The organism is Phyllobacterium ifriqiyense (genome assembly GCF_030817885.1).
Classification (GTDB): domain Bacteria; phylum Pseudomonadota; class Alphaproteobacteria; order Rhizobiales; family Rhizobiaceae; genus Phyllobacterium; species Phyllobacterium ifriqiyense.
This window is the reverse complement of record NZ_JAUSZT010000003.1, coordinates 2,857,565-2,883,785: the sequence shown is the minus strand read 5'-3', so window position 1 is coordinate 2,883,785 and position 26,221 is coordinate 2,857,565. Positions and strand designations below refer to the sequence as shown.

23 protein-coding genes are annotated in these 26,221 nt (G+C 53.6%); 19 read left to right on the top strand and 4 right to left on the bottom strand.

Translation table 11 applies throughout. The annotated features are described in order from the left end of the window. Window positions 1-567: 567 nt before the first annotated feature. A complete protein-coding gene (locus tag QFZ34_RS21705; RefSeq protein WP_115052913.1) occupies window positions 568-1,362 on the top strand; it encodes a tetratricopeptide repeat protein in 795 nt (264 codons plus the stop codon). A gap of 76 nt (window positions 1,363-1,438) precedes the next feature. Here the strand turns inward: QFZ34_RS21705 and xth are convergent, their stop codons facing one another. After that, entirely contained in the window at window positions 1,439-2,218 is a 780-nt protein-coding gene (xth, locus tag QFZ34_RS21700) for an exodeoxyribonuclease III (protein WP_115053287.1), read from the bottom strand. Window positions 2,219-2,336: 118 nt separating this feature from the next. On the opposite strand from xth, the gene QFZ34_RS21695 reads away from it, so the two are divergent. Continuing rightward, window positions 2,337-3,827 carry a nucleobase:cation symporter-2 family protein gene (locus tag QFZ34_RS21695; protein WP_307285446.1) on the top strand — a complete coding sequence of 497 codons (1,491 nt, stop codon included), beginning with the start codon at window positions 2,337-2,339 and terminating at the stop codon, window positions 3,825-3,827. 63 nt (window positions 3,828-3,890) lie between these two features. Here QFZ34_RS21695 and erpA read toward each other — a convergent pair whose 3' ends face one another. Further along, on the bottom strand, window positions 3,891-4,226 hold the full coding sequence (gene erpA / locus QFZ34_RS21690; RefSeq protein ID WP_115052915.1) for an iron-sulfur cluster insertion protein ErpA: 336 nt from the start codon (window positions 4,224-4,226) through the stop codon (window positions 3,891-3,893). Between the two features lie 190 nt (window positions 4,227-4,416). Between erpA and QFZ34_RS21685 the strand changes: the two genes are divergently transcribed. The 13 genes from QFZ34_RS21685 to QFZ34_RS21625 all read left to right on the top strand — a co-directional run bounded on the left by QFZ34_RS21685 (window position 4,417) and on the right by QFZ34_RS21625 (window position 18,826). Beyond that, window positions 4,417-5,625: a deoxyguanosinetriphosphate triphosphohydrolase gene (locus QFZ34_RS21685; RefSeq protein ID WP_307285441.1), complete on the top strand. Its 1,209-nt coding sequence runs from the start codon at window positions 4,417-4,419 to the stop codon at window positions 5,623-5,625. A 64-nt stretch (window positions 5,626-5,689) separates the two neighbouring features. Next, window positions 5,690-7,447 (top strand): arginine--tRNA ligase, encoded by a 1,758-nt coding sequence (gene argS / locus QFZ34_RS21680; RefSeq protein ID WP_307285438.1) that lies wholly within the window; start codon window positions 5,690-5,692, stop codon window positions 7,445-7,447. Between the two features lie 100 nt (window positions 7,448-7,547). Next, on the top strand, window positions 7,548-10,067 hold the full coding sequence (locus tag QFZ34_RS21675; RefSeq protein WP_307285434.1) for an SPOR domain-containing protein: 2,520 nt from the start codon (window positions 7,548-7,550) through the stop codon (window positions 10,065-10,067). A 79-nt stretch (window positions 10,068-10,146) separates the two neighbouring features. Then, the gene (gene nagZ, locus QFZ34_RS21670; protein WP_307285430.1) at window positions 10,147-11,166 is read left to right on the top strand and encodes a beta-N-acetylhexosaminidase; all 1,020 of its coding nucleotides are present in this window, start codon (window positions 10,147-10,149) and stop codon (window positions 11,164-11,166) included. Window positions 11,167-11,194: 28 nt separating this feature from the next. Next, the gene (locus QFZ34_RS21665; RefSeq protein ID WP_370878827.1) at window positions 11,195-12,037 is read left to right on the top strand and encodes a segregation and condensation protein A; all 843 of its coding nucleotides are present in this window, start codon (window positions 11,195-11,197) and stop codon (window positions 12,035-12,037) included. Further along, window positions 12,021-12,752, top strand: coding sequence for an SMC-Scp complex subunit ScpB (gene scpB / locus QFZ34_RS21660; protein ID WP_370878826.1), 732 nt, complete (start codon window positions 12,021-12,023; stop codon window positions 12,750-12,752). Before QFZ34_RS21665 ends, scpB begins: the two co-directional genes overlap by 17 nt. Window positions 12,753-12,931: 179 nt before the next feature. Further along, window positions 12,932-13,159: a twin-arginine translocase TatA/TatE family subunit gene (locus QFZ34_RS21655; RefSeq protein WP_115052922.1), complete on the top strand. Its 228-nt coding sequence runs from the start codon at window positions 12,932-12,934 to the stop codon at window positions 13,157-13,159. A gap of 66 nt (window positions 13,160-13,225) precedes the next feature. Then, window positions 13,226-13,846, top strand: coding sequence for a Sec-independent protein translocase protein TatB (tatB, locus tag QFZ34_RS21650; RefSeq protein WP_307285427.1), 621 nt, complete (start codon window positions 13,226-13,228; stop codon window positions 13,844-13,846). Further along, window positions 13,843-14,658, top strand: a complete 816-nt coding sequence (gene tatC, locus QFZ34_RS21645; RefSeq protein ID WP_307285424.1) for a twin-arginine translocase subunit TatC — start codon at window positions 13,843-13,845, stop codon at window positions 14,656-14,658. The genes tatB and tatC overlap by 4 nt, the downstream gene beginning before the upstream one ends. Before the next feature lie 63 nt (window positions 14,659-14,721). After that, on the top strand, window positions 14,722-16,005 hold the full coding sequence (gene serS, locus QFZ34_RS21640) for a serine--tRNA ligase (protein WP_307285421.1): 1,284 nt from the start codon (window positions 14,722-14,724) through the stop codon (window positions 16,003-16,005). 17 nt (window positions 16,006-16,022) lie between these two features. After that, entirely contained in the window at window positions 16,023-16,781 is a 759-nt protein-coding gene (surE, locus tag QFZ34_RS21635) for a 5'/3'-nucleotidase SurE (protein WP_115052926.1), read from the top strand. Further along, complete coding sequence (locus QFZ34_RS21630; protein ID WP_115052927.1) at window positions 16,778-17,431, top strand: protein-L-isoaspartate(D-aspartate) O-methyltransferase; 654 nt, start codon at window positions 16,778-16,780, stop codon at window positions 17,429-17,431. Before surE ends, QFZ34_RS21630 begins: the two co-directional genes overlap by 4 nt. A gap of 135 nt (window positions 17,432-17,566) precedes the next feature. Then, the gene (locus tag QFZ34_RS21625; protein ID WP_307285416.1) at window positions 17,567-18,826 is read left to right on the top strand and encodes a M23 family metallopeptidase; all 1,260 of its coding nucleotides are present in this window, start codon (window positions 17,567-17,569) and stop codon (window positions 18,824-18,826) included. Window positions 18,827-18,882: 56 nt separating this feature from the next. On the opposite strand, the gene QFZ34_RS21620 is transcribed toward QFZ34_RS21625, so the two are convergent. Beyond that, entirely contained in the window at window positions 18,883-19,746 is an 864-nt protein-coding gene (locus QFZ34_RS21620; RefSeq protein ID WP_370878868.1) for an ATP-binding protein, read from the bottom strand. Window positions 19,747-19,904: 158 nt separating this feature from the next. Here QFZ34_RS21620 and yajC point away from each other — a divergent pair, with 158 nt between their 5' ends. The 4 genes from yajC to QFZ34_RS21600 are packed head-to-tail and all read left to right on the top strand — an operon-like array spanning window position 19,905 to window position 23,830. Next, entirely contained in the window at window positions 19,905-20,246 is a 342-nt protein-coding gene (gene yajC, locus QFZ34_RS21615) for a preprotein translocase subunit YajC (protein ID WP_106663125.1), read from the top strand. A gap of 57 nt (window positions 20,247-20,303) precedes the next feature. Continuing rightward, window positions 20,304-22,574: a protein translocase subunit SecD gene (gene secD / locus QFZ34_RS21610; RefSeq protein WP_307285405.1), complete on the top strand. Its 2,271-nt coding sequence runs from the start codon at window positions 20,304-20,306 to the stop codon at window positions 22,572-22,574. 2 nt (window positions 22,575-22,576) lie between these two features. Beyond that, on the top strand, window positions 22,577-22,966 hold the full coding sequence (locus tag QFZ34_RS21605) for an Mth938-like domain-containing protein (RefSeq protein ID WP_115052931.1): 390 nt from the start codon (window positions 22,577-22,579) through the stop codon (window positions 22,964-22,966). Between the two features lie 27 nt (window positions 22,967-22,993). After that, window positions 22,994-23,830, top strand: a complete 837-nt coding sequence (locus QFZ34_RS21600; protein WP_115052932.1) for a phytoene/squalene synthase family protein — start codon at window positions 22,994-22,996, stop codon at window positions 23,828-23,830. A gap of 184 nt (window positions 23,831-24,014) precedes the next feature. Here the strand turns inward: QFZ34_RS21600 and parE are convergent, their stop codons facing one another. Continuing rightward, window positions 24,015-26,120, bottom strand: coding sequence for a DNA topoisomerase IV subunit B (gene parE, locus QFZ34_RS21595; RefSeq protein WP_307285395.1), 2,106 nt, complete (start codon window positions 26,118-26,120; stop codon window positions 24,015-24,017). Window positions 26,121-26,221: the final 101 nt, after the last annotated feature.

Genomic DNA, 26,221 nt, shown 5'->3' with positions numbered 1-26,221 from the left:
TGCCTGCATTTGATCGATGGCCACCTGTGCCCGGGGGAAACCGTAGCGGCAGGCAGCGTCCGGCATCCATGCCGGTTTGTGTTTAGGCATCACTTTTTGTGACGATTCGGCAACAGTGTGGCCAGGATGATTCACACAGCGCTTTCGGCAGCCAAATTTGCCCATTTTGCGCCACAAACCCGGAGCACCTCGATAAGGCGGTAACCTTTTAGAGGTATAACGTCAGGCAATATTGCTGGCGTACCGTTTTGGGGTAATGATGGACGCGACACTACTTTCGCATGAAGCTTCGAAAAGCCACCACGCAGTGGCATATCGCAATTCTATTTTAGAGTTGCGATCATCGGCCATTAATCCAGACCTTGAATACTGGAACAATTCTGCAAAGCGCAGCCGCACTATTGCCGGAAATCTGCCCAACCATGGCTCAAATGATCTGAAATATTCTACAATTCCGTTGCGAGCCGCCATAAGGGTGTTGACTGGCGGTGTTGAAATCCGGTCTGCCGTTACGGCGCGCCTAGCGGCTGCGACAATGGCGAGCTCGAGCGAAGGAATTAAGCTGCCATGCTGATTGCTGATCGTTTTCTCGCTCCCATTGTGGGAATTGGTCTTTTCCTGAGCGCCATGACTCTGCCCTGCATGGCTTTTGATACCAAGAATGAGATGAACGAGGATTCCAGCCCTTTTGCTCTCTTCAAGTTTGGTTTTTCTGCCTACAAAAACGGTCACAAGGATGAGGCAGTCAAAGCCTTGCGTTTTGCCGCTGAAAAAGGCCATCAGGGCGCAAACTGGAAACTCGGACGAATGTATGCCGAAGGCGACGGCGTAAAAGAAGACGATTACGAAGCCTATAAGATGTTTGAGCAAGTCATCCAGGAAGGCGCTGATCAAGGCACCGAGAATGAGAGTTATGTTGCAGATGCGCTTGTAGCTCTTGCCGGATATGTAAAACGCGGCATCCCAAATTCACCCATCAATTCCAACCCAAGTGCCGCCCGCGATCTTTATCTGCAGGCAGCGTCGAATTTTGGCGATCCGGACGCACAGTTCGAACTCGGCAAAATGCTGATGCGCGGCGAGGGTGGCAGTGCAAGCCCCAATCAGGCAGCACGCTGGTTCCGGCTCTCAGCACAAAAGGGCCATGCCGGTGCTCAAGCGATGCTTGGCAATCTGTTGTTTCAGGCTGGCAAGACCGTTCGCGGGCTGGCAATGATGACGGCAGCGCTTGAACACGCAACCGGCAAGGATCGCATCTGGATCGGTGATATTCAGGAACAGGCATTTTCGATTGCGGATGAAGCGGATCGCCGCACGGCCATGGTTCTGGCTGGCGATATCGTAAAGACTGGCGATTTCTAATAGCGGTCAGCGCAAACCAAGTTCGAAGAACTTGGCTTGAACCCATCATCGTATCCGCATAGCGTTAAAATCCGCTCTAGACGATAATTATCGCGACCGGGACGTGATCCGAAGGCTTTTCCCAGGCACGGACATGTTTTTCTATGCTGGCAGATTCCAGACGATTGGCCGCTTCCGGTGACAGCATGAGATGGTCAATCCGAATGCCATTGTTCTTTTGCCAGGCGCCCGCCTGATAATCCCAGAATGTATAAGTTCCAGCCGCATCGGTCACGCTGCGCACCGCATCGGTGAAACCCAGATTTTCCAAACGGCGGAAAGCCTGTCGCGTTTCAGGTTGAAACAGCGCATCATTTACCCAGGCTTCGGGATTGCGCGCATCGATAGGCTCAGCGATGACATTATAATCGCCGGCCAGGATCAGCGGCTCTTCGAGGCTCAAACGCTCCTCAGCCCATTTTTCCAAACGGGCCATCCAGCGCAGCTTGTAGGGGAATTTTTCCGTATCGATCGGATTGCCATTGGGCAGATAGAGCGAGACGACGCGCAACATGCCCTTTTCCGTTGAGAAAACCGCCTCGATAAAACGCGCATGGTCGTCCTCGTCTTCGCCGGGAAGTCCTCGCGTTACTTCTTCGGGCGAGGTTTTCGACAAGATAGCGACGCCATTGAAGCCCTTTTGTCCATTCGTCTCCACATGGTAGCCAAGCGCTTCAATTTCTTCGCGGGGAAAACCCTCGTCGACAGATTTGATTTCCTGCAAACAAACAATATCCGGATCGGACTCCCGCAACCAAGCCTTGAGAACCTCGATGCGAGCTTTGACGCCGTTGATGTTCCAGGTGACAATTTTCATGGGAAACACTTGGCTTTGCTGAGTTTTCGGTTGCGCAACGACCAATATAGGTCATTCTCATTAGTGGGGAAAATGATACTCGTCCGGTCATCAACCGGTCAAGCCATTGGGGGTATTTATGAGCAGTCCTTCACATATTCATGATGTTGATGCGGGCTTGCCCGTGCCCCGTCTTGCAGCCCTGGGCATTCAGCACGTCCTCGTCATGTATGCGGGGGCGATTGCGGTGCCTTTGATCGTAGGCCGCGCCTTGCAGTTAGCGCCTGCAGACGTTGCTTTTCTGATCTCCGCCGATCTCTTTGTCTGCGGGATCGTGACGATCATCCAGTCGCTTGGCGCAACCCAGTGGTTTGGGATAAAGCTGCCGGTGATGATGGGCGTAACATTCGCTGCCGTAGGTCCCATGGTCGCCATGGCCAATGCCAATACGGGGCCGGACGGAGCGCGGCTGATTTTCGGCGCCATTATCGGTGCGGGGTTTGTAGCAATGCTGCTGGCACCGCTTATGAGCCGTCTGCTGCGTTTCTTTCCGCCGGTGGTGACAGGCACGATTATCCTGGTCATCGGGGTTTCGCTGATGCGGGTCGGCATCAATTGGGTTTTCGGTAATCCCTTTGGCCCCACGGCTCCTAAAATCGTTTCTCCCGAACATGCGGCATGGCTTAAAACGATTACCGAGCTTGCCGTCGCGCCGGGTTCTGCTTTACCGGCATTGCCGCAAAAGCTGGCGCTTGCACCTTCGCTGCAAAATCCTGCTTATGCGCCGCTTTCGAATATTGCGATCTCCGCTGTTGTGCTTGTCTCGATCCTGCTCATTGCGCGCTTCGGCAAGGGGTTCATCTCAAACATTGCCGTGCTCCTCGGTATCGTCATTGGAGCGCTCGTGGCAACAAGTCTGGGCATGATGGGTTTCGAGAAAGTTGCTTCCGCCGGCTGGTTTGCAATCATCACGCCGTTTCATTTCGGCATGCCGATTTTCGATCCTGTGCTGATCATCACCATGAGTCTTGTCATGATCGTTGTGATGATCGAATCTACGGGCATGTTTCTGGCGCTTGGCGATCTGACGGGAAAGAAAATAACGCGGCCAATGCTATCAGCCGGACTTCGCACAGATGGTCTGGGAACAGTCATTGGGGGTATCTTTAACACGTTTCCCTATACGAGCTTCTCGCAAAATGTCGGGCTCGTAGGCGTGACCGGCGTCAAAAGCCGCTTCGTATGCGTGGCGGCCGGTCTGATACTGCTCATACTCGGGCTGATGCCCAAAATGGGCGCTCTTGTTGAATCATTGCCGCAATTTGTTCTTGGCGGGGCAGGGCTGGTGATGTTCGGCATGGTGGCAGCGACGGGCATACGCATATTGTCGAAGGTGGAATTCCAATCAAGCCGCAACAACCTTTTCATTGTGGCAGTGTCGTTGGCTTTGGGAATGATCCCGCTGGTGGCCCCCGACTTCAAAATGTGGATGCCGCACGCCGTTCATCCCTTGATCGAATCCGGCATTCTTCTGGCATCGGTCTCGTCAGTTTTGCTGAATTGGTATTTCAATGGGGCTTTGGGGAGTGCCGACGATTTGCGCGAGGCGGCAAAAGGCGCTGAAGCTTGAGGGGAAATAAAAAAGGCTGTCGCGAGACAGCCTTTTGAAACAGCTTGAGAAGAGGCGAGCAGCCTAGACAGAGAAACTCGTGCCGCAACCGCATGAGGATGTGGCATTCGGGTTGCGGATTTGAAAAGACTGGCCCATCAGGTCATCGACAAAATCAATCTCCGACCCGCCAATATAGGGCAGTGAAATCGAATCAATCAAAACCTTTGCTCCCAATTTTTCGATTACGATGTCATCTGCATCCTGTGCATCGACCAGATCGTACTTATAGGAAAAGCCCGAGCAGCCGCCACCTTCGACAGAGATGCGCAGGGCGGTTTTGTCAGGGTCGGATTTTAAAATTGCCGAGATGCGCTTGGCCGCAGCGTCGGAGACAGAAACATTTACAACTTCGGTCATTCTTCACATTCCTTCGCGGGAAACATCCGCCCGGCTCCAAAGACAGAACATCATCATGTCACGCCTTGCCATTCATTATACACCATAGCTAAGAATTGGCGACGGTGAAGTCAACGGCATGCGTGTTAATGGGTGGTACTGCCGTGCTCGCATGTTCCGAAGCATGCACAAGAAGGCGGGAAGTGAAATAATGTCGATGCAGGATGTGGGTTTTGGTTACAGGGATCGGGCATCTTATGCCAGCGATCCACAGCATAGCCGTGGGCGGCTCGTAGCTGAGAGCGAAAGTCCAACGCGCACCGTATTTCAGCGCGATCGCGACAGAATTATTCACTCGACGGCGTTTCGCCGTCTGAAACATAAAACTCAGGTTTTTATTGCCCATGAGGGCGACCATTACCGCACGAGGCTCACGCACACGATTGAGGTGGCGCAGATTGCCCGAGCCCTGGCTCGCTCAATGCGTCTTGATGAGGATTTGGCTGAAGCGATTGCCCTGGTACATGATTTTGGTCACACGCCCTTTGGCCATACCGGCGAAGAGGCGTTGGATGAAAAGATGCGCGATTTTGGCGGCTTTGATCATAATGCGCAATCGCTGCGGATCGTAACCAGTCTTGAAAGGCGATATGCCGAGTTTGATGGTCTAAACCTGACCTGGGAGACGCTGGAGGGGCTTGTCAAACATAATGGCCCGCTAATGGATACCCAAGGGCGAGGCATTGGTCATCCTGTTCCGGCGGCGATCCTTGAGTATAATGCCCAGTTTAATCTGGAACTTGGGCATCATGCCTCTCTTGAAGCGCAATGCGCCGCAATAGCAGACGATATCGCTTATAATGCTCACGACATTGACGATGGGCTTCGTTCGGGCCTCCTATCCTTGGACGCTCTGGAAGATGTGGCAATAATCGGCGATATTTTGCGGGCTGTAAGGACAAAATATCCCAAACTTGATGAAGTTCGCACGACACATGAGATTGTCAGACGCCAGATAACCCTGATGGTTGAGAACGTTATAAGTCAGTCACAAGCCAATCTTGATCGCATCCAACCTCAAAAGATCGAAGACATACACAATGCTGGGCAAAACATTGTTGCCTTCACCGAGGCTATAAGATTGCAAGAGAAGGCACTGAAGACATTTCTCTACGACAATCTGTATTTTCACGAAAGTGTTCTAAGAGTGCGCAAATCGGCTGACAAGATTGTGAGAGATCTTTTTGAAGCCTATATGAATGACGTTCAAGCAATGCCGGAAGGCTGGAGGAACGAGCAAGTTCAGGCAGATATGCCCGCCCGCGCTCGCCTGGTTGCCGATTTCCTGAGTGGTATGACCGACACTTATGCTGTGCGCGAGCATCGCAGGCTGTTTGACCATACGCCCGAATTGTCCTAGAGCAGGCTCAACTTTGGCCATGAGGCCCCAGACTTTTCTATAAACCTCGAATGAGAATTACGTCATGAACATCTTCGCGGACTTCGATGCGCGGATTAAGAACGCCCTGCAAGCACTTGATTTGAAAACAACTGATGGTGCAGCAGTCGATCTGTCGCGCGTTGGCGTAGAGCCACCTCGCGATGCAAGTCATGGCGATATTGCAACCAATGCAGCGATGGTGTTGTCGAAAGCCGTCGGTCAGAATCCACGCGAACTTGCCATTAAAATCGGTGATGCGCTGAAGAATGATCCTGATGTCGGCTCAGTCGATGTTGCAGGTCCAGGCTTTATCAATTTGAGGCTGAAAGACAGTTACTGGCAACAGCAACTCTCCACCATGCTTGATGCCGGACTCGATTATGGCCGGTCAAAGCTCGGCTATGGCCATAGGGTCAATGTTGAGTATGTTTCAGCCAATCCGACAGGTCCAATGCATGTCGGGCACTGCCGCGGCGCAGTGGTGGGTGATGCGCTGGCCAATCTTCTATCTTTTGCCGGTTACGAAGTTGGCAAGGAATATTACATCAACGATGCCGGCGCGCAGATCGACGTGTTGGCAAATTCTGTCATGCTCCGGTACCGCGAGGCTTTGGGAGAACAGATCGGTGAGATTCCTGCCGGTTTATATCCGGGCGACTATCTCGTTCCTGTCGGCAAGGCGCTGGCCGACGATTACGGTACGAAATTGCTCGAAATGCCGGAAGAAAAAAGCCTTGCGATCGTCAAGGACCGGACTATCGACGCAATGATGGCAATGATCCGTGACGATCTGGCTTCGCTCAACGTTCATCACGACATCTTTTTCTCCGAGCGGACGCTGCACGCCAATAATGCGAAGCTCATCCGCTCGGCCATCAATGATCTGACGCTGAAGGGGCATGTCTACAAGGGTAAGCTTCCTCCACCCAAAGGCCAAGTGCCGGAAGATTGGGAAGACAGGGAACAAACCCTGTTCCGGTCCACAGATGTGGGTGATGATATCGATCGGCCATTGGTGAAGTCGGATGGTCAGTTCACTTATTTTGCGGCGGACGTTGCCTATTTCAAAGACAAGTATGACCGGCATTTCGATGAGATGATCTATGTGCTTGGTGCAGACCATGGCGGCTACGTCAAGCGGCTGGAATCACTGGCGCGCGCAGTTTCGGGCGGCACGGCAAAGCTGACGGTACTGATTTGCCAGCTCGTCAAGCTTTACCGCAATGGCGAGCCGGTGCGAATGTCGAAGCGGTCCGGCGAATTTGTGACCCTGCGGGATGTGGTTGAGGAAGTTGGCCGCGATCCCGTCCGGTTCATGATGCTGTACCGGAAGAATGATGCACCCCTTGATTTCGATTTTGCCAAAGTAACGGAACATTCGAAAGATAATCCTGTGTTCTACGTTCAATATGCGTCCGCACGGTGCCATTCGGTGTTCCGGCAGGCGATTGAGCAGCTTGGCATTGGCGAAGTGGATCTGGCGGCGAGCGCGAAGCATTTCAATTTGCTGACCGACGAGAGTGAAATTGCGCTTATCCGCAAGCTTGCCGAATATCCGCGCATGATCGAAACAGCTGCGCTTCATCAGGAGCCGCACCGGGTCGCATTTTACCTTTATGACCTTGCAAGTTCGCTGCATGGACAGTGGAATAAAGGCACTGAAAATCCGGACTTACGTTTTATTAAGGTTAACGATCCAAACTTGTCCCAAGCCAGGCTAGGGCTGGTTCAGGTTGTTTCGAAGGTTTTGGCGTCCGGTTTGTCAATTATTGGTGCGGACGCTCCGACTGAAATGCGCTAATAAGCGTAGAAATCCTGTCAACTTTTGCCCACATTGCGCTGGTATGGCCAATGCGTGACGTTTTCGGACGTCCCACAGTTGAGAGTACAGGATTAACGCCATGGCGGAAAACTATCTTCAGCGTTCTAACCGGCAGGATGATTCGCGATTCGGTATTGATGATCCTCTGATGGAGCTATCCCGCATAATGGGAACTCCGGAGCAGGATGAGTCACCTTCCGGGTCCAATGATGATTTTGCTCTGGATCTTGAACGCGAACTGATGGGAGGCTTCGATGACGAAGTCACCTCACAGTCCGCTTCGGCTGAATCAGATCGCAATCAGCAGAATGACGAGCCTGACGCTAGCGAATTTCAGGAGTCAATCGAGCGCGAGCTTTCGGCCATGCAGCCTGAGCAGCCTTACGACATTCCTGCGCAACCCGTCGCCGCTTACGAAGAGCCTGACTATGCGGATTATGAGCCGGAGACGGCTTATGCCGACAATGAAGCAGGCGAGGGTGTAATTTCAAATACAGGCGCTGAAGCTCCCGCTGCGCCAGTTGCGGCCGCGCCGGCGATCAGCCTTGAAGATGAATTGGAAACACTGCTTGCCGGATCGGCAAGGCCAGTTGTGCAGAGGTCTGCGAATGCATCCTGGGGATACGGTTCACGTTCCAATGTAGCCGGTCGCACGGAAGCAGCGCCGATTATCAGCCGCGCAACTGCCTACCAGCAGCCAGAAGCAGCGCCAGCGCCTGCTCCGGTCGCTTATGCACCAGCATCGCCCGCTGCTGCGTATGAGCCGCCTGTGGAGGAGATTGCTGCGCCGGTTGCTTATGCTGCACCAGAGCCTTCTTATGAGCCGCAGGTTTCCTATGCCGAGCAGGAAAATTCCGACACGGAAATCGAAGATGCTTTCAATGATCAGGAGCTGATGGCAGCGCTTGATGATTTTGAAGTGCCGATGGATGCCGAGGAAGAGCTTGCGCCAGTGCGGGAACAGATCGCCGTTCCAGTTGCTGCTCCTATTGCCGGGGTGCCTAAGGTTCCAGAAGTTCATGCCTTGAGCGATTATGCGGATGAACTCGATCGCGCCGCCAAGCCGGTTCAAGCACCTGATGTGGATACTATCGCCGTTACCGAAAGTCGGGTTGACTACACCGAGTCACTCGATCTTCCGATGGTGAACTACGAAGACGATGCTCCCCAGAACAATGGTCTCAACGAGCTGGAGAGCGAGTTTGCTGAAGTATTCGGCTCGATCGAATCCGACACACAGCACAATGATTTTGCTGCAGCGTCCAAGGAACAGGCACAGCCGGAACCTGCAAAGGACGAGTTTGCTGAAATCTATGCCGATGTCTTTGGCAATGAAGCCGAACAAAGCCGTTACAATGAAGCTGGCTATGCGGCTGCCGGTGTCGCTGCGGCAGGCGTAGCCGGAGCAGCATTGCAGGCTCCTGCTGCCTCGGCCCGTTATCAGCACGGTCCTGAGGACGATGCTAATTTCGGTTATGATCCGCGTCAGGATGATGTCGACATTGCAGCTGGAGCCTATGCGCAGAACGAAAACAGGCCACGCCGTAATCCTCTGTTCGTTCCGGGTGTGGCTGCTGCTGTGGTTCTGGTCGCTGTTGCGGGTGCGCTCGCATATAAGTGGACTGGCTCGACGGGTGGTGAACCCGTGGTCATCATGGCCGATAAGGCGCCGATGAAGGTTCAGCCAGAAGCAACGGCGAGCGCTGTCGTTCCCAATCAGGACAAGGCTGTTTTCGATGAGGACGCAACCGCTGCTCCGGTAACGCCCAAACAGGAGCAATTGGTAACAACGCGCCAGGATCCTGTTGATCTTGCAGCCGATGAAGACGATGAAGTACCAATCGCCGACAAGGTTGATGCGCGTATCGACCCTGCCGATCAAGATCTGGCGGCAAATGAGCCAGCTCCGGAACGCAATGGTGCACTTGCACCGCGTAAGGTTCAGACAATGGTCGTCAAGCCGGACGGAACGATGGTTGCCTCCATTACTCCTGACGCGCCGCCGGCAGGCACGGGTGCCGCCGCTGCTCCCGTGGAACGTCCCGGCAACACAGCAACGGGGCCTGTCTCAGCGGATGATCCTGTTGCTGCACTTGCAGGAGGAGATCCGGTTGAGCCGGAACCAGCGCTTGCGCCAGAAGCGCCAGCCGCTGCGGCACCTGCTGCTCCAAAAGCTCAAGTTGCGGCCAAGCCGGTAGAAACGAAGAAGATCACACAGGAAACAGTCGCCTCGGTTGCGCCGAAAAACGTTCCCGTGGTGGAATCGCGTCCTGCGGAACAGCCGCTCGATATTGTTGATCGCGTGCCAGCCAAAAATGCTCCTGCACAACAGGTGGCTTCGGCTGCACCTGCTGCTGGAAGCTATTTCATCCAGGTTGCTTCGCAGCCAAGCGTTGAGGGTGCGCAGAAGACCTATGCATCGCTGTCGCAGAAACATGCGGGCGTTATTGGCGGACGCGGTGTCGATATCAAGCAGGCCGAGATTGCAGGAAAGGGTACATTCTATCGTGTACGTATCCCTGCCGGCTCGAAGAGCGACGCGGTGAATTTGTGCTCTAAGTACAAATCCGCAGGCGGAAGCTGCTTTGTGACGCAATAGACCGAACAGACAAAAATAAGAGAAAAGGCGGCCACTGGCCGCCTTTTCTTTTTGTGCATTGAAGCAGTAGACTCCCAATATGAACGAATCAAAAGCATGGATTGCCGGTACCACCGGCCTGAAACTGACTCCGGATGAGATTGCGTTTTTTCGCGATGAACGTCCTTGGGGTTTTATTCTTTTTGCACGCAATGTGAGCGAAGCTGCACAGATCGAAGATTTGTGCGCGCATTTGCGTGATCTGGTCGGGCGCAATGATGCGCCTGTGCTAATCGACCAGGAGGGTGGACGTGTGCAGCGTTTGCGCCCGCCATTGGCCCCTGATTATCCATCGGGTTCGGCGCTGGGCGCTCTCTACCGCGAAAATGAGGAGAAGGGGCTGCGGGCGGCTTGGCTTTTGTCCCGCCTGCATGCGTTTGATCTATTGAAGCTTGGCATTGACGTGGATTGCCTGCCAGTGCTGGACGTGCCGGTGGAAGGTGCCAATGATGTGATCGGTACGCGCGCCTATGGCAAGCATCCGGACATTGTAACAGCCATGGGCAGTGCGGCAGCAGAAGGATTGCTGGCGGGCGGTATGCTGCCGGTCATGAAACATATTCCCGGTCACGGCAGGGCCTTTGCTGATACGCATCACGAGCTACCGACCGTTGCGACCGGGCTGGATGAACTGGCTGAGCATGATTTTGCGCCCTTCAAAGCGCTATCGCATCTGCCAATGGCCATGAGCGCTCATGTGATCTTTTCAGCGGTCGACCCTAAATATCCGGCTACGACGTCTGGTAAGGTGGTCGAAGAGATTATCCGTGACTATATAGGCTTTGACGGGCTTTTGATGAGCGATGACGTCTCCATGAATGCACTTTCTGGGGATTACTTCGACCGAACCAAAGCAATCTTTGCGGCAGGATTGGATATGGTGCTTCATTGTCACGGGATTATGGAGCAAATGACGGCGGTTGCCTCATGCACTCCGGAGCTGCAAGGCAAGGCACTTGAACGGGCGGTAAAGGCCATAAAATACAAACGGAAACCCGACGCTTCCAGTGAAGAAGAGCTCAGGGACGAATTCCGCAGCATGTTCGAGGCGGTTGCATAAAGTGCGATAACAGGGAAGCGAGACAGGTTTGGCAGTTAGCGAAAAAAACATGAATGGCAACAAAGCAGCTCCAATGGAGGCGCTTTGGGAGAGCCAGGTTGATCGCGCTGCCAGCGAGCCTTCCCTTGTCATCGACATTCAAGGGTTTGAGGGGCCGCTTGATCTTTTGCTGCATCTTGCGCGAAATCAGCGTGTCGATCTGGCGCGAATCTCTGTTGTTGCCCTTGTTGAACAATATCTCGTGTTTATCCGGCAGGCACAGGCCCTTCGCCTTGAACTGGCGGCTGATTATCTGGTCATGGCCGCCTGGCTAACATATTTGAAATCGAAGCTGCTCATCCCGAAAGCTCCAGGCGAAGAAGGTGAAAGCGGCGAAGAACTGGCCGCCACTTTGCAATTCAGGCTGAAACGGCTTGAGGCAATGCGCGACGCGGCGATGAAGCTTATCAACTGCAATCGTCTTGGCCGCGATGTCTTTCCCCGTGGCATGCCGGAAGCTGTTATTGTTGATCAGACAAATGCTTACTCAGCGACGCTATATGAGCTTCTGACTGCCTATGCCTCACAAAGGCAAAAGCGCGCGACCTCGCATGTGCAGATTGCGCGGCGTTCCGTCTGGTCGCTCAAGGATGCTCGGGAAATATTGATGCGTCTCGTTGGCGAGATGAAAGACTGGACCGCGCTGGACCAATATTTGCTGGAATTTATTACGACTCCGGCAGAACGTGCTTCGGCAATAGCAAGTTCTTTTGCTGCAAGTCTTGAAATGGTCCGCGAGGGACATCTGGAAATCCGCCAGACGGGCGCTTTCAAACCGATCTACCTCCGCAACCGGCCGGAAGAACCAATGAAGGATGTGGTCAATGGCTGATCCTGCAAATGACGATGTCAAAATTGACAGGCAAGAGGCTGAGGACAACTGGAATACGGCAGTCAAAACATCAGACGCGTTGCGAATGGTTGAGGCGATCCTGTTTGCATCGGCGCAGCCTGTAACAGAAAAAGCCCTCAAAGAGCGCCTGCCATCGGATGTTGACGTTGCGATGTTGCTGGGAGAGTTGCAGGAAATATACTCCAATCGCGGTATAAATCTGCGGCAGGTTGGTGGTGCGTGGGCATTCCGCACTGCCGCGGATCTTGCATTCCTGATGAATCGCGAGGCTGTACAGCTCAAGAAATTGTCGCGGGCAGCTCTCGAAGTGCTTGCTATCATTGCCTATCACCAGCCGGTAACGCGTGCGGAACTCGAAGATATTCGCGGTGTTGAAACCTCCAAGGGCACGCTTGATGTGCTGATGGAAACGGGCTGGATCAAATTCCGGGGGCGTCGCCGCACGCCCGGTCGCCCCATAACTTATGGAACAACAGCCTCGTTCCTCGATCACTTCGGGTTACAGGAAGTACGCGATCTGCCCGGCATAGATGAGCTGCGCGGGGCAGGGCTGCTTTCCGCCCGCATGCCAACCAATTTTGCAATTCCTGTGCCTTTCAACGATCCGGACGAACTGACCGAGGATGAAGATCCTTTGACAGATATCGATCTGGAAGAACTGGGCCTTTTGACACCTAAGGTTGAGCAGGAGTGACATTATTTCTCGCCACATTTGCGGCGGATAGTCCCTTAAGGCAAAATTCGTACCTCGCAAATCAATTCGGGCTTGCGCTGGGTTTACGCGAATGTGAAAGAACAAAAGCGACTTGTGTTTGAAAAGCACGGGGAAAAAGCTTAGATCAGCTCAAACCACTGGGCGAATGTGAGGGTAAAATGGGTAGTTTTTCAATCTGGCACTGGCTTATCGTGCTTGCGGTCGTGTTGCTTCTCTTCGGACGCGGCAAAATTCCTGAGCTGATGGGCGATGTTGCCAAGGGTATCAAGAACTTCAAAAGCGGCATGAGCGACGAAGATGCTGCGGACGCCAATAATTCCAAGACCATTGACAACACGACAAGTGAGCCAGTGAATTCAGTCAAGGAAAAGACCAAGAAGTCTTGAACGGTAAGGGCGGGAGCCTTGCCCTGCGCGTGGCTGAATGGCCGCGTTGTGGCTGGAGCATGATAAATGTTTGATGTTGGTTGGTCGGAAATACTGGTCATCGCGGTCGTTCTGATTGTGGTTGTAGGTCCGAAAGACTTGCCCAAAATGCTGCGTGCGTTCGGCAAAGCGACGACTAAGTTTCGGGCAACTGCAGGTGAGTTTCGCAAGCAGTTTGATGAAGCTCTGAAAGAAGCCGAACTTGATGATGTTCGTGGCATTATAAATGATGCAAAGAGCCTCGACCCGCGCAATGACATACGCAAAGTATTCGATCCCGTCAGAACAATAGGCGAGGAAATACGCTCTACATTGAAAGATGCGACGGATACGGCGAAGGATAATGTGGCCATTCCCGACCCATCAGCGCCTGGTGCCACGCAGGCGCAACCTGTGGTGATGGAGCCATTGCCGCCTGTTGACGAGCCAAAGAAAAAGCCGAGGGCTGCGGCCAAGCCAAAGGCAGCCCCCAAACCCACGACGACCGCTAAACCCGCCAGCGCGGGGCCTGCAAAGGCAGTCGCTGTTAAGCCGGGCACAACAAAACAGACTGTCACAAAACAGACTGCTGCCAAAGCAGCCGCAGCGCCGGTCAAAAAGACGGCTAAGCCACGTGCCAAGAGCAGTGATACGGGGACGAAATCTTGAGCAATACCGACGATGAAATCGACAAGAGTTCAGCGCCGCTGATAGAGCATCTGATTGAGCTGCGCCGTCGTCTTATCTGGGCTCTGCTGGCTTTTTTCGTCGCGTTTCTGGGTTGCTTCCATTTTGGCAAGCAGCTTTTCAACCTGCTGGTTATTCCCTATCAATGGGCAGTGGGCTGGGCAGGATTTGATCCGGCAAAGGCGCAGTTGATTTACACCGCGCCACAGGAGTTTTTCTTCACGCAGGTCAAGATTGCCATGTTTGGCGGTATCGTCATTGCGTTCCCTGTTATTGCTTCTCAGATTTATAAATTTGTCGCGCCCGGCCTCTACAAGAATGAGCGCATGGCCTTCTTGCCGTTTTTGATCGCCTCACCAATTCTGTTTCTCATGGGCGGCGCTCTGGTCTACTTTTTCTTCACGCCGATGGTTATGTGGTTCTTCCTTGCCATGCAGCAGACCGGCGGGGCCGGTGAAGTGCAAATTTCCTTGCTGCCCAAGGTTTCCGAATATCTCAGCCTTATCATGACGCTGATATTTGCATTCGGACTAGTTTTTCAGTTGCCGGTCGTGACAACCCTTTTGGCCCGGGTTGGGTTGGTCGGCTATGAAGGTCTCAGATCAAAGCGCAAATATGCGATTGTGATTGCCTTCATTGTTGCCGCGGTGATTACCCCGCCCGATCCTGTCAGCCAGATCGGTCTTGCGCTTCCCACCATCCTTCTCTACGAGATTTCCATCTGGATGGCGCGTCTGATCGAGAAAAAGCGTGCGGCTGAGACAGAAGCACAGTCGAGCGAAATCTCGTCCTGACACTCTCCAGTTCGCCGGGGTTCGCCCCATAAGATATAATTGTTCCAGTACGGCTTTACTCTCATGCATGACATTAAATGGATCGTCCAGAATCCGCAGGCTTTCGACGCCGCAATGGCCAAGCGCGGAATGGAGCCGATTTCGTCACGCTTGATAGAGCTTGACGAAAAGCGGCGGCAATCCATTGCAAAATCTCAAGGGCTTCAGGAGCGTCGCAATGCCGCTTCCAAGGAAATTGGCAAGGCGATGGCCGCCAAAGATCAGGTAGCGGCCGATCAGTTGAAGGCGGAAGTCGCCGACATCAAGCAAGCGCTGATTTCTGCAGAAGAGGAAGAGCGCCAGCTAGAGCGCGCGCTCAATGAGGCGCTTGAAGTGCTGCCCAATATTCCGCTGGATAGTGTGCCTTTGGGCAAGGATGAAAGTGGCAATGTGGAAACGCGCCGCGTCGGCCATCTGAAGAACTTTTCGTTTGAACCGAAAGAACATTTCGAAATAGGCGAGAAGCTTGGATATATGGATTTTGAGCGGGCTGCGCGACTGTCCGGCAGCCGTTTTACCGTATTGAAGAGCCAGCTTGCGCGGCTGGAACGGGCTCTTGGTCAGTTCATGTTGGACATGCACACGACGGAGCATGGCTATATGGAGGTCAATCCGCCGCTATTGGTCAATGACGATACGCTTTATGGCACCGGGCAATTGCCGAAATTTGCCGAAGATCTCTTCAAGACCACTGACGGCCGCTATCTCATCCCCACTGCCGAGGTGCCGCTGACCAATCTGGTGCGCGACGAGATTCTCGATATTCGCGATCTGCCGATCCGTATGACCGCGCTGACCGCTTGTTTCCGTTCCGAGGCAGGTTCCGCTGGACGCGATACGCGCGGCATGCTGCGCCAGCACCAATTCATGAAGGTGGAACTGGTTTCGATCACCGATGCGGAACGCGCTGTCGAAGAGCATGAACGCATGACTGCCTGCGCGGAAGAGGTGCTTAAGCGCCTTGATCTGTCATTCCGTACCATGACGCTTTGCACCGGCGATATGGGGTTCGGCGCGCAAAAGACCTATGATCTGGAAGTTTGGCTTCCGGGACAGAAATCCTACCGCGAAATTTCAAGCTGTTCTGTTTGCGGTGATTTTCAAGGCCGGCGGATGAATGCCCGTTACCGGCCAGAGGGCGAGAAATCCACCCGTTTTGTCCACACATTGAATGGTTCGGGCACTGCTGTTGGCCGCGCTTTGATTGCAGTTGTCGAAAATTATCAGAATGAAGACGGCAGCGTTACAGTTCCTCAAGCACTTGTGCCTTATATGGGTGGGCTGACACGGATCGAAAAAGCGGCTTAAACAAACGGGGTAGGGCGATGCGGATTCTCTTGACCAACGATGACGGAATTCATGCGGAAGGTCTGAGTGTTCTTGAACGTGTCGCCCGCCAGCTTTCTGACGATGTTTGGGTCATTGCGCCTGAGACGGACCAGAGTGGACTTGCTCACTCGCTGACGCTTTCCAACCCATTACGGCTGCGTAAGATTGATGACCGCCATTTTGCAGTGAGCGGCACGCCGACCGATTGCGTCATCATGGGCGTCAAGCATGTGATGCCCGAGCCACCAGATCTTGTGCTTTCCGGCGTCAACTCCGGATCAAATACTGCAGATGACGTAACTTATTCGGGTACGATCGCCGCAGCCATTGAAGGCACGTTGCTGGGGATCAAATCCATCGCTTTATCACAAGAGTATAATCTCAACGGTGGCGCTCGCGTCCTGCCATGGGAGATTGTGGAAGAGCGCGCTCCGGATGTGCTTCGAAAAGTGCTTGGTGTTGAATTGAGCAAGGGCGTTCTCGTCAACATCAATTTCCCCAGTTGCCAGGCTTCCGAGATCGCAGGCACCCGCGTGACGGTACAGGGAAAGCTTTCGCACGGGTTGACGATTGAAGAGCGTCACGATGGACGCGGTTTGCCCTATTACTGGCTTCGATATGGACGGGGTAAGGATGTGCCTGCCGAAAACAGCGATGTCGCTGCGATCCGCAACAACTACATTTCCATAACGCCATTGCAGCTTGATCTGACCGCGCATGAGATGCGAGCCGTTCTTGAGGAAACATTTATATGAAACCGGCCATGTCCGAGCGTGAAGGTTTTGCGGCTTTTGTGCTGCGTATGCGCAGGTTGGGCCTAAGCGACCAGAGATTGATGAGCGCTCTTGAAGCCACGCCTCGCATGAGTTTCGTGAGCGGTAACCTTGGCAATGTCGCTTATAGTAAGGGTGTATTGCCTATTGAGTGCGGAGAATTCATTGAAGGCCTGGACCTCCAGGCTCAGTTGATCAAGGCGCTCGAGCTGGAACCATCGCACCGGGTTTTGGAAATTGGAACGGGTTCCGGTTTTACCGCCGCAGTCATGGCCCGGCTTTCAGGACGTGTCCTATCACTTGAACGCTATCGCACACTGGTTGAGCTTGCGCAGCAGCGTCTTCAGGCTTTGAAAATTGAAAACTGTATTATCAAACATGCAGATGGGCGGTTGGGGCTCGCAAGCGATGGCCCCTTTGACCGGATCATCGTCTGGTCTGCGTTCGACGCTATGCCAAGGCATTTTGTCGATCTCCTTTCCTCCAACGGTATTCTGGTGGCGCCTATCGGCCCTGTTGACGGGGAGCAGACAGTTGCACGTCTAACAAAGATTGGCAGCCGTTTTGACCAGCAGGAGTTGATGCGCGTAAGGTTCCTGCCCTTGGCCGAAGGGGTTTCCTCGGCGCTTTAACCTGACTGCGGCCGAGCCAAGCGTTTACGAGCTTGGTGAATTTTTTGCAAATTTTCGAAAGTTTTAACGGTCGGGTAACATTAACGCGATCTAATGCGTCTAATATTCTTGTATGAGTACGGACGGGATTAAGCGATGCGTTTGAGTACACTAGACAAAGCGTCACGGCGGTTGGCTCTCAATGCCGCCATTCTCACAGTTGCCGGCATTGCTGCCGGTTGCAGCTCCGGGGTGTCACGTTTCTCCAGTGCAGATTTCAGCTCTGGTTACAGTGATAACCAGAGATCGATCATGCAGACCCAGAACAGTGGTTCGGTGGCGCCGGTCGATTCAACCTATACTGCTTCGGTCAATAATGCGCCGATCCGCTCATCGGGCGGTGTTCAGCGCGGTAGTCTGCCGCCCGTTGGCAGCCAAAGCGCTTCTTCATTGCCTCCGGTTTCCTCGCAGCCTTCGCGCCCGGCTCTCGCTCCCGTTGCGAACAATGCGCCAGCACGTCAGCAGCAGGTCGCCATGGCGGCACCCATGCAGACAGCGCCCGCAGGGTCTGCAACTTTGAAGACACCAGATGGACGCGAAGCCAGAATGCCTGCCGCTACTGCGCCCGCGCAGGCCGCAGCAAAACCCATCACGACTTCAACGGCAAGCGGCACCTATAAGGTTCAATCCGGCGATACGCTTCATGCCATTTCGCGCAAGACAGGCGCGAATGTCGATGCGATCAAGCAAGCCAATAATATGCAGGACGGAACAGTCCGTCTCGGGCAATCGCTGATCATTCCGCCATCCAATTCATCGCTGGCACAAAATGTTGCCAATACGATGAAGCCCAAGGGCGGCACTGACCAGGTGAAAACTGCTGCTACTCCGCCTGTCGAACAGCCTAAGGTTGTTGCAAGCGCACCTGCTGCTCCTGCGCCTGCTACAGCCGCCGCCGGATCGGAAGCCAAGCCCTATACCCCGCCGCAAGCGAGTGAAAAGGCTGCGGGTGAAGCGGAGAAGGAAGTCGCATCAATTCCATCGGCTTCGGGTGCATCGCAATTGCGCTGGCCTGTACGGGGCCGCGTTGTCGCCAATTACGGCAAAGGTAGCGACGGCATAGACATTTCGGTTCCGGAAGGCACCCCAATCAAGGCCGCCGAAAGCGGTGTCGTGATCTATTCGGGCGATGGACTGAAGGAATTCGGCAATACGGTTCTGGTCCGCCATGATAATGGCTTGGTCACCGTTTACGGCAATGCGAGCAAGCTGAACGTTCAGCGCGGCCAGAAGGTCAAGCGTGGCGAAGAACTGGGCGCATCCGGTATGACTGGCAATGCCACAACGCCGAAGCTTCACTTCGAAGTTCGCAAGAATTCGACGCCTGTCGATCCTACAAAATATCTCGAACTCTAGTTAGTTCATTGATTTCCAAAAAAGCCCGTATTGTTTCGATATGGGCTTTTTTTATTTTAAAGCTTCTTACCAAGACGCCCGGCAAGATCCTGTATGAACTGCCACGCAACGCGACCGGAGCGCGCGCCACGCGTGGTTGACCATTCAAGTGCCTGCGCATGAAGCTGATCTTTTTTCATAGCCAGATCAAAATGTGCGGCGTAGCCGTCGATCATTGCAAGATAATCATCTTGGCTACACTTGTGAAATCCAAGCCAAAGGCCAAAGCGGTCCGATAGAGACACCTTTTCTTCTACGGCTTCCGATGGATTGATGGCTGTTGAACGCTCGTTCTCGATCATATCCCGCGGGAGCAGATGGCGGCGGTTCGATGTCGCATAAAAAATCACATTGTCCGGGCGGCCTTCGACACCGCCCTCGAGCGCGGCTTTCAATGATTTGTACGACGTATCATCATGGTCGAAAGAAAGATCATCGCAGAACAGGATAAACAGGTAGGGCGTATTCTTGATGATGCCCATCAAGGCTGGCAGGCTATCAATGTCTTCGCGGTGAATTTCAATGAGTTTGAGCGGGTGAGCGGCGGCCGGAGCTTCAACATTTACCGAAGCGTGCACGGCTTTCACAAGCGAAGACTTGCCCATGCCGCGCGCACCCCAAAGCAGAACATTATTTGCCTGCATGCCATCGGCAAACCGTTTGGTATTATCAAAGAGAATGTCGCGGACTGTATCGACACCTCTGATCAAGGAAATGTCGACGCGATTGACCTTATTGACGGGATCGAAACCGAGACGGGAAGGGTTCCATACAAAACAATCGGCAATTTCCAGATTGACAGGCTGCGGGGTTGGCGGCGCCATGCGCTCTAGCACAGCAATCAAACGGTCAAGTTTTTCGCTCAGCAATTCCTCAATCATACCAGACATGCCCTTACATTCTTCAGTTTGAACGTCACTATCATGTTGACTGATAATGGAAAAGCAGTCGTGGTGGTTTTGTACTGTTGCTTTTGCCAGCTTAAACATTGTATTGCGCTGGTTCTGACTGTTTCAAATTTGATCTATCTGGAGGTTCTATGTTCGTAACTCCCGCATATGCACAGGCAACGGGTGCCGGTGGCGCTCCGGAAATGCTGATGAGCATTCTTCCCTTCATTTTGATCTTCGTGATCATGTATTTCCTGATCATCCGCCCGCAGCGTACAGCCGCGAAGAAGCGTGAAGAGCAGCTGAAGAATATTCGCCGCGGCGACACCATTATTACCGGTGGTGGTTTTATCGCCAAGGTTACGAAAGTTTATGAAGACACTGGTGAGCTCGACGTTGAAATCGGTGATGGCGTAAAGGCTCGTGTTCTTCGTGGCATGGTTGCAGATGTTCGCGTTAAAGGCGAACCGGTTGCCGACAACAAGAAATAAAGCTTAAGTGATGGGCGGCCCTGGAGCCGCCCTTCTGATTCTTGAGGTTGCGACCGTATGCTTTACTTTAGCCGCTGGAAGACTGTTCTCATCTGGACTGTGGTCCTTGCCGGACTGATACTTTCGCTTCCCAATGCCTTTACGCAGAGCCAGCTGGACAGTTTGCCGGACTGGCTACCCAAGAAACAGCTTGCTCTCGGGCTTGATCTTGAAGGCGGCTCACGCATGCGCCTGCAGGTGGATAAAGAACATCTGCCTGATACCGATGCCACCGTTGCAGTTCTTACGCGCCGTCTCAGCGAGCTTGGCTACGCCAACCCGCATGTTGTGACTGAACGCAATGGCCGGGTGTTGATTGAAGTGCCTGGTCTTTACGATTCCCAGCTACTCAAGGACATTCTAAGTCTCACAGGCGAATTAAGTTTCCGCATGGTCGATTCTTCCGTGCCGGTGCAGCAGGCGATAGACGGCACGCCGCCCGAAGGCGATGAGGTAGTCTACTCTTTTGACGATCCGCCTGTTGCCTATCTCGTCAAAAAAGAGCCGCTCGTTACCAACGAGAATTTTGTCGATGCACAAGCGGGAATTGACACGGCCACGCAGCAGCCGGTGATTACATTCCACCTCGACAGTGTCGGTGCGGATCGCTTCTCCAAGGCGACAAAAGCCGGTATCGGACAGTCATTCGCCATTGTTCTCGATAATCAGGTTCTCTCGGCTCCTGTTATTCAGGAAGCGATACCCGGAAATACGGGGCAAATTGCCGGAAATTTCGATCTTTCAGGTGCCAGCAATCTCGCACTCGTCATGCGCGCCGGTTCGCTGCCTGCCAGTGTAACTGTCATTGAAGAGCGCACCGTGGGTACTGACCTTGGTGCTGCCTCCGTCTCCTACGGGAAAATCGCTGCCCTTGTTGGCGCAGCATTGGTTATCCTGTTCATGCTTTTGACTTATGGGTTGCTGGGTGTGATCGCCAGCATTGCTCTGGTTGTGAACGTCATTCTCATCTTGGCCGTCCTGACATTGTTCGGTGCGCCGCTCACGCTTGCCGGCGTTGCCGGTATCGTTCTCACCATCGGAATGGCTGTCGATTCCAATGTACTTATTTATGAGCGTATTCGCGAGGACAGGCGGGCTGGTTTCTCGGTTATCCAGGCTATAGATTCGGGCTTCGCCCGTGCTCTTGCGACTATTGTCGATGCCAATGTCACGACATTGATCGCAGCTCTGGTCCTCTTCACACTTGGCAGCGGCCCCGTGCATGGATTTGCGCTGACGGTTACTATCGGCATTGTCACGACATTGTTCACCACGTTCACTTTGACCCGATTGCTTGTTTCGGTTTGGGTGCAACGCTCCAAGCCAAAAGAAGTACCTGGCGCGCTGCTCAAGCTTGTTCCTTACAATACCAAGATCGCCTTCATGAAGCTGCGGAGTTTGACGCTGGGCTTTTCCGCCCTTTCAAGCATTGCAGCGATTGCGCTTTTCCTGATCATCGGGATGAATTTCGGCATTGATTTCAAGGGTGGAACGATGGTCGAAATGCAATCGTCGGAAGGTGCAATCGATCTTGATGACGTCTACAGCCGCCTCGATGAACTCAATATCGGTGACGTGAAGATCGAACGCTTCAAATCCGACGACCGGGCGTTGATTACTGTGGGAAGTCAGGGCGAGGGCGAAGATGCGGAACAGACCGTGGGCGTCAAAATCCGCGGCGAGTTTCAGGACGAGTATAATCTTCCACGGGTAGACGTCATTGGGCCGTCCGTATCATCGGAATTGTCTCAAGCAGGCATTTTGGCTGTGGGCCTTTGCCTCGTCTTGATCTTTGCCTATGTCTGGTTCCGATTTGAGTGGCACTTTGCTCTCGGTGCTATTCTCGCAACGATCCACGATGTGCTGCTTCTGCTTTTGATGTTCATTGTCTTCAAGATGGAATTCAATCTCTGGAGCATTGCCGCCTTGCTGGCGATTGTTGGCTATTCGCTGAACGATACAGTGGTCATTTATGATCGGGTACGCGAGAATTTGCGCAAATATGGCAGCAATGTTTCGCTGTCCAGCATATTGGATGCGTCTATTAATCAAACGCTATCACGTACCATTCTCACGTCTCTGGCGACCTTTCTGGCCCTCATTGTGCTTTACCTCTATGGCGGCGATGACGTGCGTTCCTTCGCGTTGACCATCGGTGTGGGCATTATTGTTGCGACATACTCCTCGATCTTCGTTGCTGGCCCGCTATTGATGCTCTTCGGGCTGAAGGGCCGCGACGTCATGGATGAGCAGCATCCTGCGCCAATTACCGACGAAAGCAGGATTTAAAAGTGGCAAAAGGCATAGAGATTAGGGATGCGCATTTTCCAGGGCGCGCACCCATTGACGCTTATGGCAATGGCGGTTTTCGGTTTGCCGATATGTCACATCGCGGCTCGATCCTGTGCCTTCCTTCCGGGATACATGGCTGGGAGCCAAAAACACCGCCCGTACCGACTGCGACTGATTTGGCCCTAGTTCTCGAACAATCTGCGGAAATTGAAATCCTGCTGGTCGGCACTGGTACAGAACTGCGCCGTTTGCCGGAAGAGTTGCGGGAAATATTGCGCAAGCACCGTATTTCATCCGATCCGATGAGCACCGGCGCGGCGGTGCGTACCTATAATGTGCTCTTGGCTGAAAACCGCGCCGTGGCTGCGGCGTTGTTTGCGGTGGATTAATTCTCCGGTCCGGCTATATCTCACCCCATGAATGTCAATGAAACTCACTGCATCCAGTTGCTGCGGGACGCCGATCCTGATCGCTATCTGTCTGTCTTATATGCACCGGAAGTCAAGCGGGGCGCTTTAGCGGCTCTTTACGCGTTTAATGTCGAAATCGCGCGGATTCGCGATTTGATTCACGATCCTTTGCCGGGCGAAGTGCGGCTGCAATGGTGGCGCGATCTGATCAATGGCACAGAGCATGGTGCAGCAGCAGGTAACCCGGTTGCCGCCGCCCTTGTGGATACTATTCAAACATACAATCTGCCCCATGCGGCTTTCGACAATTATTGCGAAGCGCGGATTTTTGACTTTTACGATGATCCCATGCCGAGCCGAAATGATCTGGAAGGTTATTGCGGAGAAACGGCTTCAGCCATGATCCAGCTTGCATCGCTGATCCTTGACACGGAGCAGGCGGCAAAGCATGCCGATCTTGCAGGACATGCCGGTGTTGCCCAAGCCATCACAGGACTTTTGCGGAGTTTGCCGTTACACCGCCGTCGCGGCCAAGTTTATATACCTGCTGATGTACTTAGCGCTGTGGGGTGTACCTCGCAGGTCCTGCTGGATGGCACTGACCGGCAAGCGACCGAGCGTGCTGTCGCGGCCATGATCGCGCTGGCTGAGGATCATTTTTCCAAATTTCAGGCAGGTTCTAAAGGATTGCCGAAATCTTTGCGCCCCGCTTATCTGCCCGTTTGGCTGACGCCGGTCTACTTGAAGCGGTTGAAAGCAAAGGGTTTCGATGCGTCGACCGAGATCGCAGAAATCTCACCTCTGCGCCGCCAATGGACGGCGTTTAGAGCATCGATAGGTTAGATTATTCGACTTGGCTAAGACTGTTCTGTGTGCTTCGACAAGCTCACCGTGAGGAAGGTTGAGGTTTGCAGGGAGTAGTTCTGCTAACTCATAGCTATCTATGCAGCCCAGCCACCTTCCTCATGGTAAGCAATCCTGAGCTTGTCGAAGGGCGAACTACGCATGAAGCTCATGCCACCTTGTTCTAAATATCCAGCTCTTCAACAAAGGCAGCGCGATCCTGAATGAACCGGAAGCGCGCGTCAGGACGCGTTCCCATCAGATCGTCGACTGCAAGGCGCGTTTCATTGGCCCACTCTTCATCAATCTGAACGCGAAGCAGCGTGCGCTTCTTGCGATCCATCGTGGTTTCTTTGAGCTGATCGGCGCGCATCTCGCCCAGTCCCTTGAACCGGCCGATTTCGATCTTTCCACGACCCGTGAAAAGCGTCTTCATCAACTCGTCCTTATGCGCGTCGTTGCGCGCATAGGCCACTGTTCCGCCTTGAGCGATGCGGTAAAGTGGCGGGACGCCAAGGAACAAATGGCCATTGCGGATAAGGTCGGGCATTTCCTGATAAAAGAATGTGATCAAGAGCGATGCGATATGAGCGCCGTCAACGTCAGCATCGGTCATGATGATGATGCGATCATAGCGCAGATCTTCATCGCGATATTTTGACCGGGTACCGCAGCCAAGCGCTTGTATAAGATCGCTAATCTGCTGGTTGGCCGTCATTTTTTCCCGGCCGGCGCTGACAACATTCAAAATCTTGCCGCGCAACGGCAGAACAGCCTGCGTCGCACGATCCCGCGCCTGCTTTGCGGAACCGCCAGCGGAATCACCCTCAACGATAAAGAGTTCTGCACCGAGCGCTCCGGTTTGACTGCAATCAGCCAGTTTGCCCGGCAGACGCAGTTTTTTCACCGCTGATTTACGGTTGACCTCTTTTTCCTGACGGCGTTTTACCCGCTCTTCCGCGCGGTCCACCACCCAATCGAGCAGTTTCGATGCTTCTTGCGGCGATGCAGCAAGCCAATGGTCGAACGGGTCGCGAATGGCGTTTTCAACAAGGCGCTGTGCTTCCACCGTTGCAAGCTTATCCTTGGTTTGGCCGACAAATTCAGGTTCGCGAATAAAGACGGAAAGCATGGCAGCAGATGAAATCATCACGTCGTCCGTAGTGATGATCGATGCCCGCTTGTTGTTCGTCAGTTCCGCATAGGCTTTCAACCCACGGGTGAGGGCGATGCGGAGTCCCGCTTCATGAGTTCCACCTTCGCCTGTGGGAATGGTGTTGCAATAGGAGTTGACGAACCCATCGCCGCCATACCAGGCAACCGCCCATTCCATTGATCCATGCCCGCCGGATTTTTCCGTCTTACCGGCAAACATTTCGCGGGTAACTTGAAAATCCTTGCCCAGCGAAGCAGCCAGATATTCTTTCAGACCTCCGGGAAAATGGAAAACTGCTTTGTCCGGTGTCGGATCCTTGGGATCGAGCAGCGAGGGAGCGCAACTCCAACGAATCTCAACGCCGCCAAACAAATAAGCCTTGGAACGGGCCATCTTGTACAGGCGCGCGGGATCGAACTTTGCTTCCTGCCCGAAGATTTCTGCATCCGGATGGAAAGTTATGCGCGTGCCACGACGGTTTTGCACCTCACCCACTTCTTCAAGCGGGCCAAGCGCTATGCCGCGTGAGAAACGTTGGCGATAAAGGCGTCGATTTCGCGCAACTTCTACCTCAAGATGGTCGGAAAGCGCGTTGACCACTGATACACCGACACCATGCAGACCGCCGGATGTTTCATAGACTTTGGAATCAAACTTACCGCCCGCATGCAATGTCGTCATGATGACTTCGAGGGCGGACTTATCCTTGAACTTCGGGTGAGCATCGACCGGGATACCACGACCATTATCCGTTACTGACAGATAGCCGTTTTCATCCAGATCAATGTCAATAAAATTGGCATGACCGGCAACGGCCTCATCCATGGAATTGTCGATGACTTCAGCAAAAAGGTGATGCAGCGCCCGCTCATCCGTGCCACCGATATACATGCCGGGGCGACGCCGAACCGGCTCCAGACCTTCGAGAACCTCAATGTCCGACGCGTTATAATTACCGCTCGTTTCCGGAACGGCACGCGCAGGAGCGCGAGCCGGAACTGGCTTGGTCGGCGTAACAGGCAAAGCCGCAGCAACCTGTGAAGGTGCTTCGGTTTTTTGGGCCGGTGCTATTGCTTCCTGCCGCTCGCGTGCAGTCTTCACGATTGCTGAAAATAGGTCGTTAGTATCATCCATGGCAGGCCAGTATTTTATGGTTTCGAATCACTTTTAATCTTTGCATGGTTCCGGTTTAAACGCGATGGGCGTTCGCCATATGTTCCAAGGTTCGCCGCTGA

Excerpts from the sequence above, each read along its gene's own strand:
- argS (WP_307285438.1), top strand. The coding sequence starts at position 5,690 with ATGAACATCTTCGCGGACTTCGATGCGCGGATTAAGAACGCCCTGCAA.
- QFZ34_RS21675 (WP_307285434.1), top strand. The coding sequence starts at position 7,548 with ATGGCGGAAAACTATCTTCAGCGTTCTAACCGGCAGGATGATTCGCGA.
- QFZ34_RS21655 (WP_115052922.1), top strand. The coding sequence starts at position 12,932 with ATGGGTAGTTTTTCAATCTGGCACTGGCTTATCGTGCTTGCGGTCGTG.
- QFZ34_RS21600 (WP_115052932.1), top strand. The coding sequence starts at position 22,994 with ATGAATGTCAATGAAACTCACTGCATCCAGTTGCTGCGGGACGCCGAT.
- serS (WP_307285421.1), top strand. The coding sequence starts at position 14,722 with ATGCATGACATTAAATGGATCGTCCAGAATCCGCAGGCTTTCGACGCC.
- QFZ34_RS21685 (WP_307285441.1), top strand. The coding sequence starts at position 4,417 with ATGTCGATGCAGGATGTGGGTTTTGGTTACAGGGATCGGGCATCTTAT.
- QFZ34_RS21630 (WP_115052927.1), top strand. The coding sequence starts at position 16,778 with ATGAAACCGGCCATGTCCGAGCGTGAAGGTTTTGCGGCTTTTGTGCTG.
- QFZ34_RS21695 (WP_307285446.1), top strand. The coding sequence starts at position 2,337 with ATGAGCAGTCCTTCACATATTCATGATGTTGATGCGGGCTTGCCCGTG.
- yajC (WP_106663125.1), top strand. The coding sequence starts at position 19,905 with ATGTTCGTAACTCCCGCATATGCACAGGCAACGGGTGCCGGTGGCGCT.
- QFZ34_RS21625 (WP_307285416.1), top strand. The coding sequence starts at position 17,567 with ATGCGTTTGAGTACACTAGACAAAGCGTCACGGCGGTTGGCTCTCAAT.
- xth (WP_115053287.1), bottom strand. The coding sequence starts at position 2,218 with ATGAAAATTGTCACCTGGAACATCAACGGCGTCAAAGCTCGCATCGAG.
- tatB (WP_307285427.1), top strand. The coding sequence starts at position 13,226 with ATGTTTGATGTTGGTTGGTCGGAAATACTGGTCATCGCGGTCGTTCTG.
- nagZ (WP_307285430.1), top strand. The coding sequence starts at position 10,147 with ATGAACGAATCAAAAGCATGGATTGCCGGTACCACCGGCCTGAAACTG.
- parE (WP_307285395.1), bottom strand. The coding sequence starts at position 26,120 with ATGGATGATACTAACGACCTATTTTCAGCAATCGTGAAGACTGCACGC.
- QFZ34_RS21705 (WP_115052913.1), top strand. The coding sequence starts at position 568 with ATGCTGATTGCTGATCGTTTTCTCGCTCCCATTGTGGGAATTGGTCTT.
- scpB (WP_370878826.1), top strand. The coding sequence starts at position 12,021 with ATGTGGTCAATGGCTGATCCTGCAAATGACGATGTCAAAATTGACAGG.
- QFZ34_RS21620 (WP_370878868.1), bottom strand. The coding sequence starts at position 19,746 with ATGATTGAGGAATTGCTGAGCGAAAAACTTGACCGTTTGATTGCTGTG.
- secD (WP_307285405.1), top strand. The coding sequence starts at position 20,304 with ATGCTTTACTTTAGCCGCTGGAAGACTGTTCTCATCTGGACTGTGGTC.
- surE (WP_115052926.1), top strand. The coding sequence starts at position 16,023 with ATGCGGATTCTCTTGACCAACGATGACGGAATTCATGCGGAAGGTCTG.
- erpA (WP_115052915.1), bottom strand. The coding sequence starts at position 4,226 with ATGACCGAAGTTGTAAATGTTTCTGTCTCCGACGCTGCGGCCAAGCGC.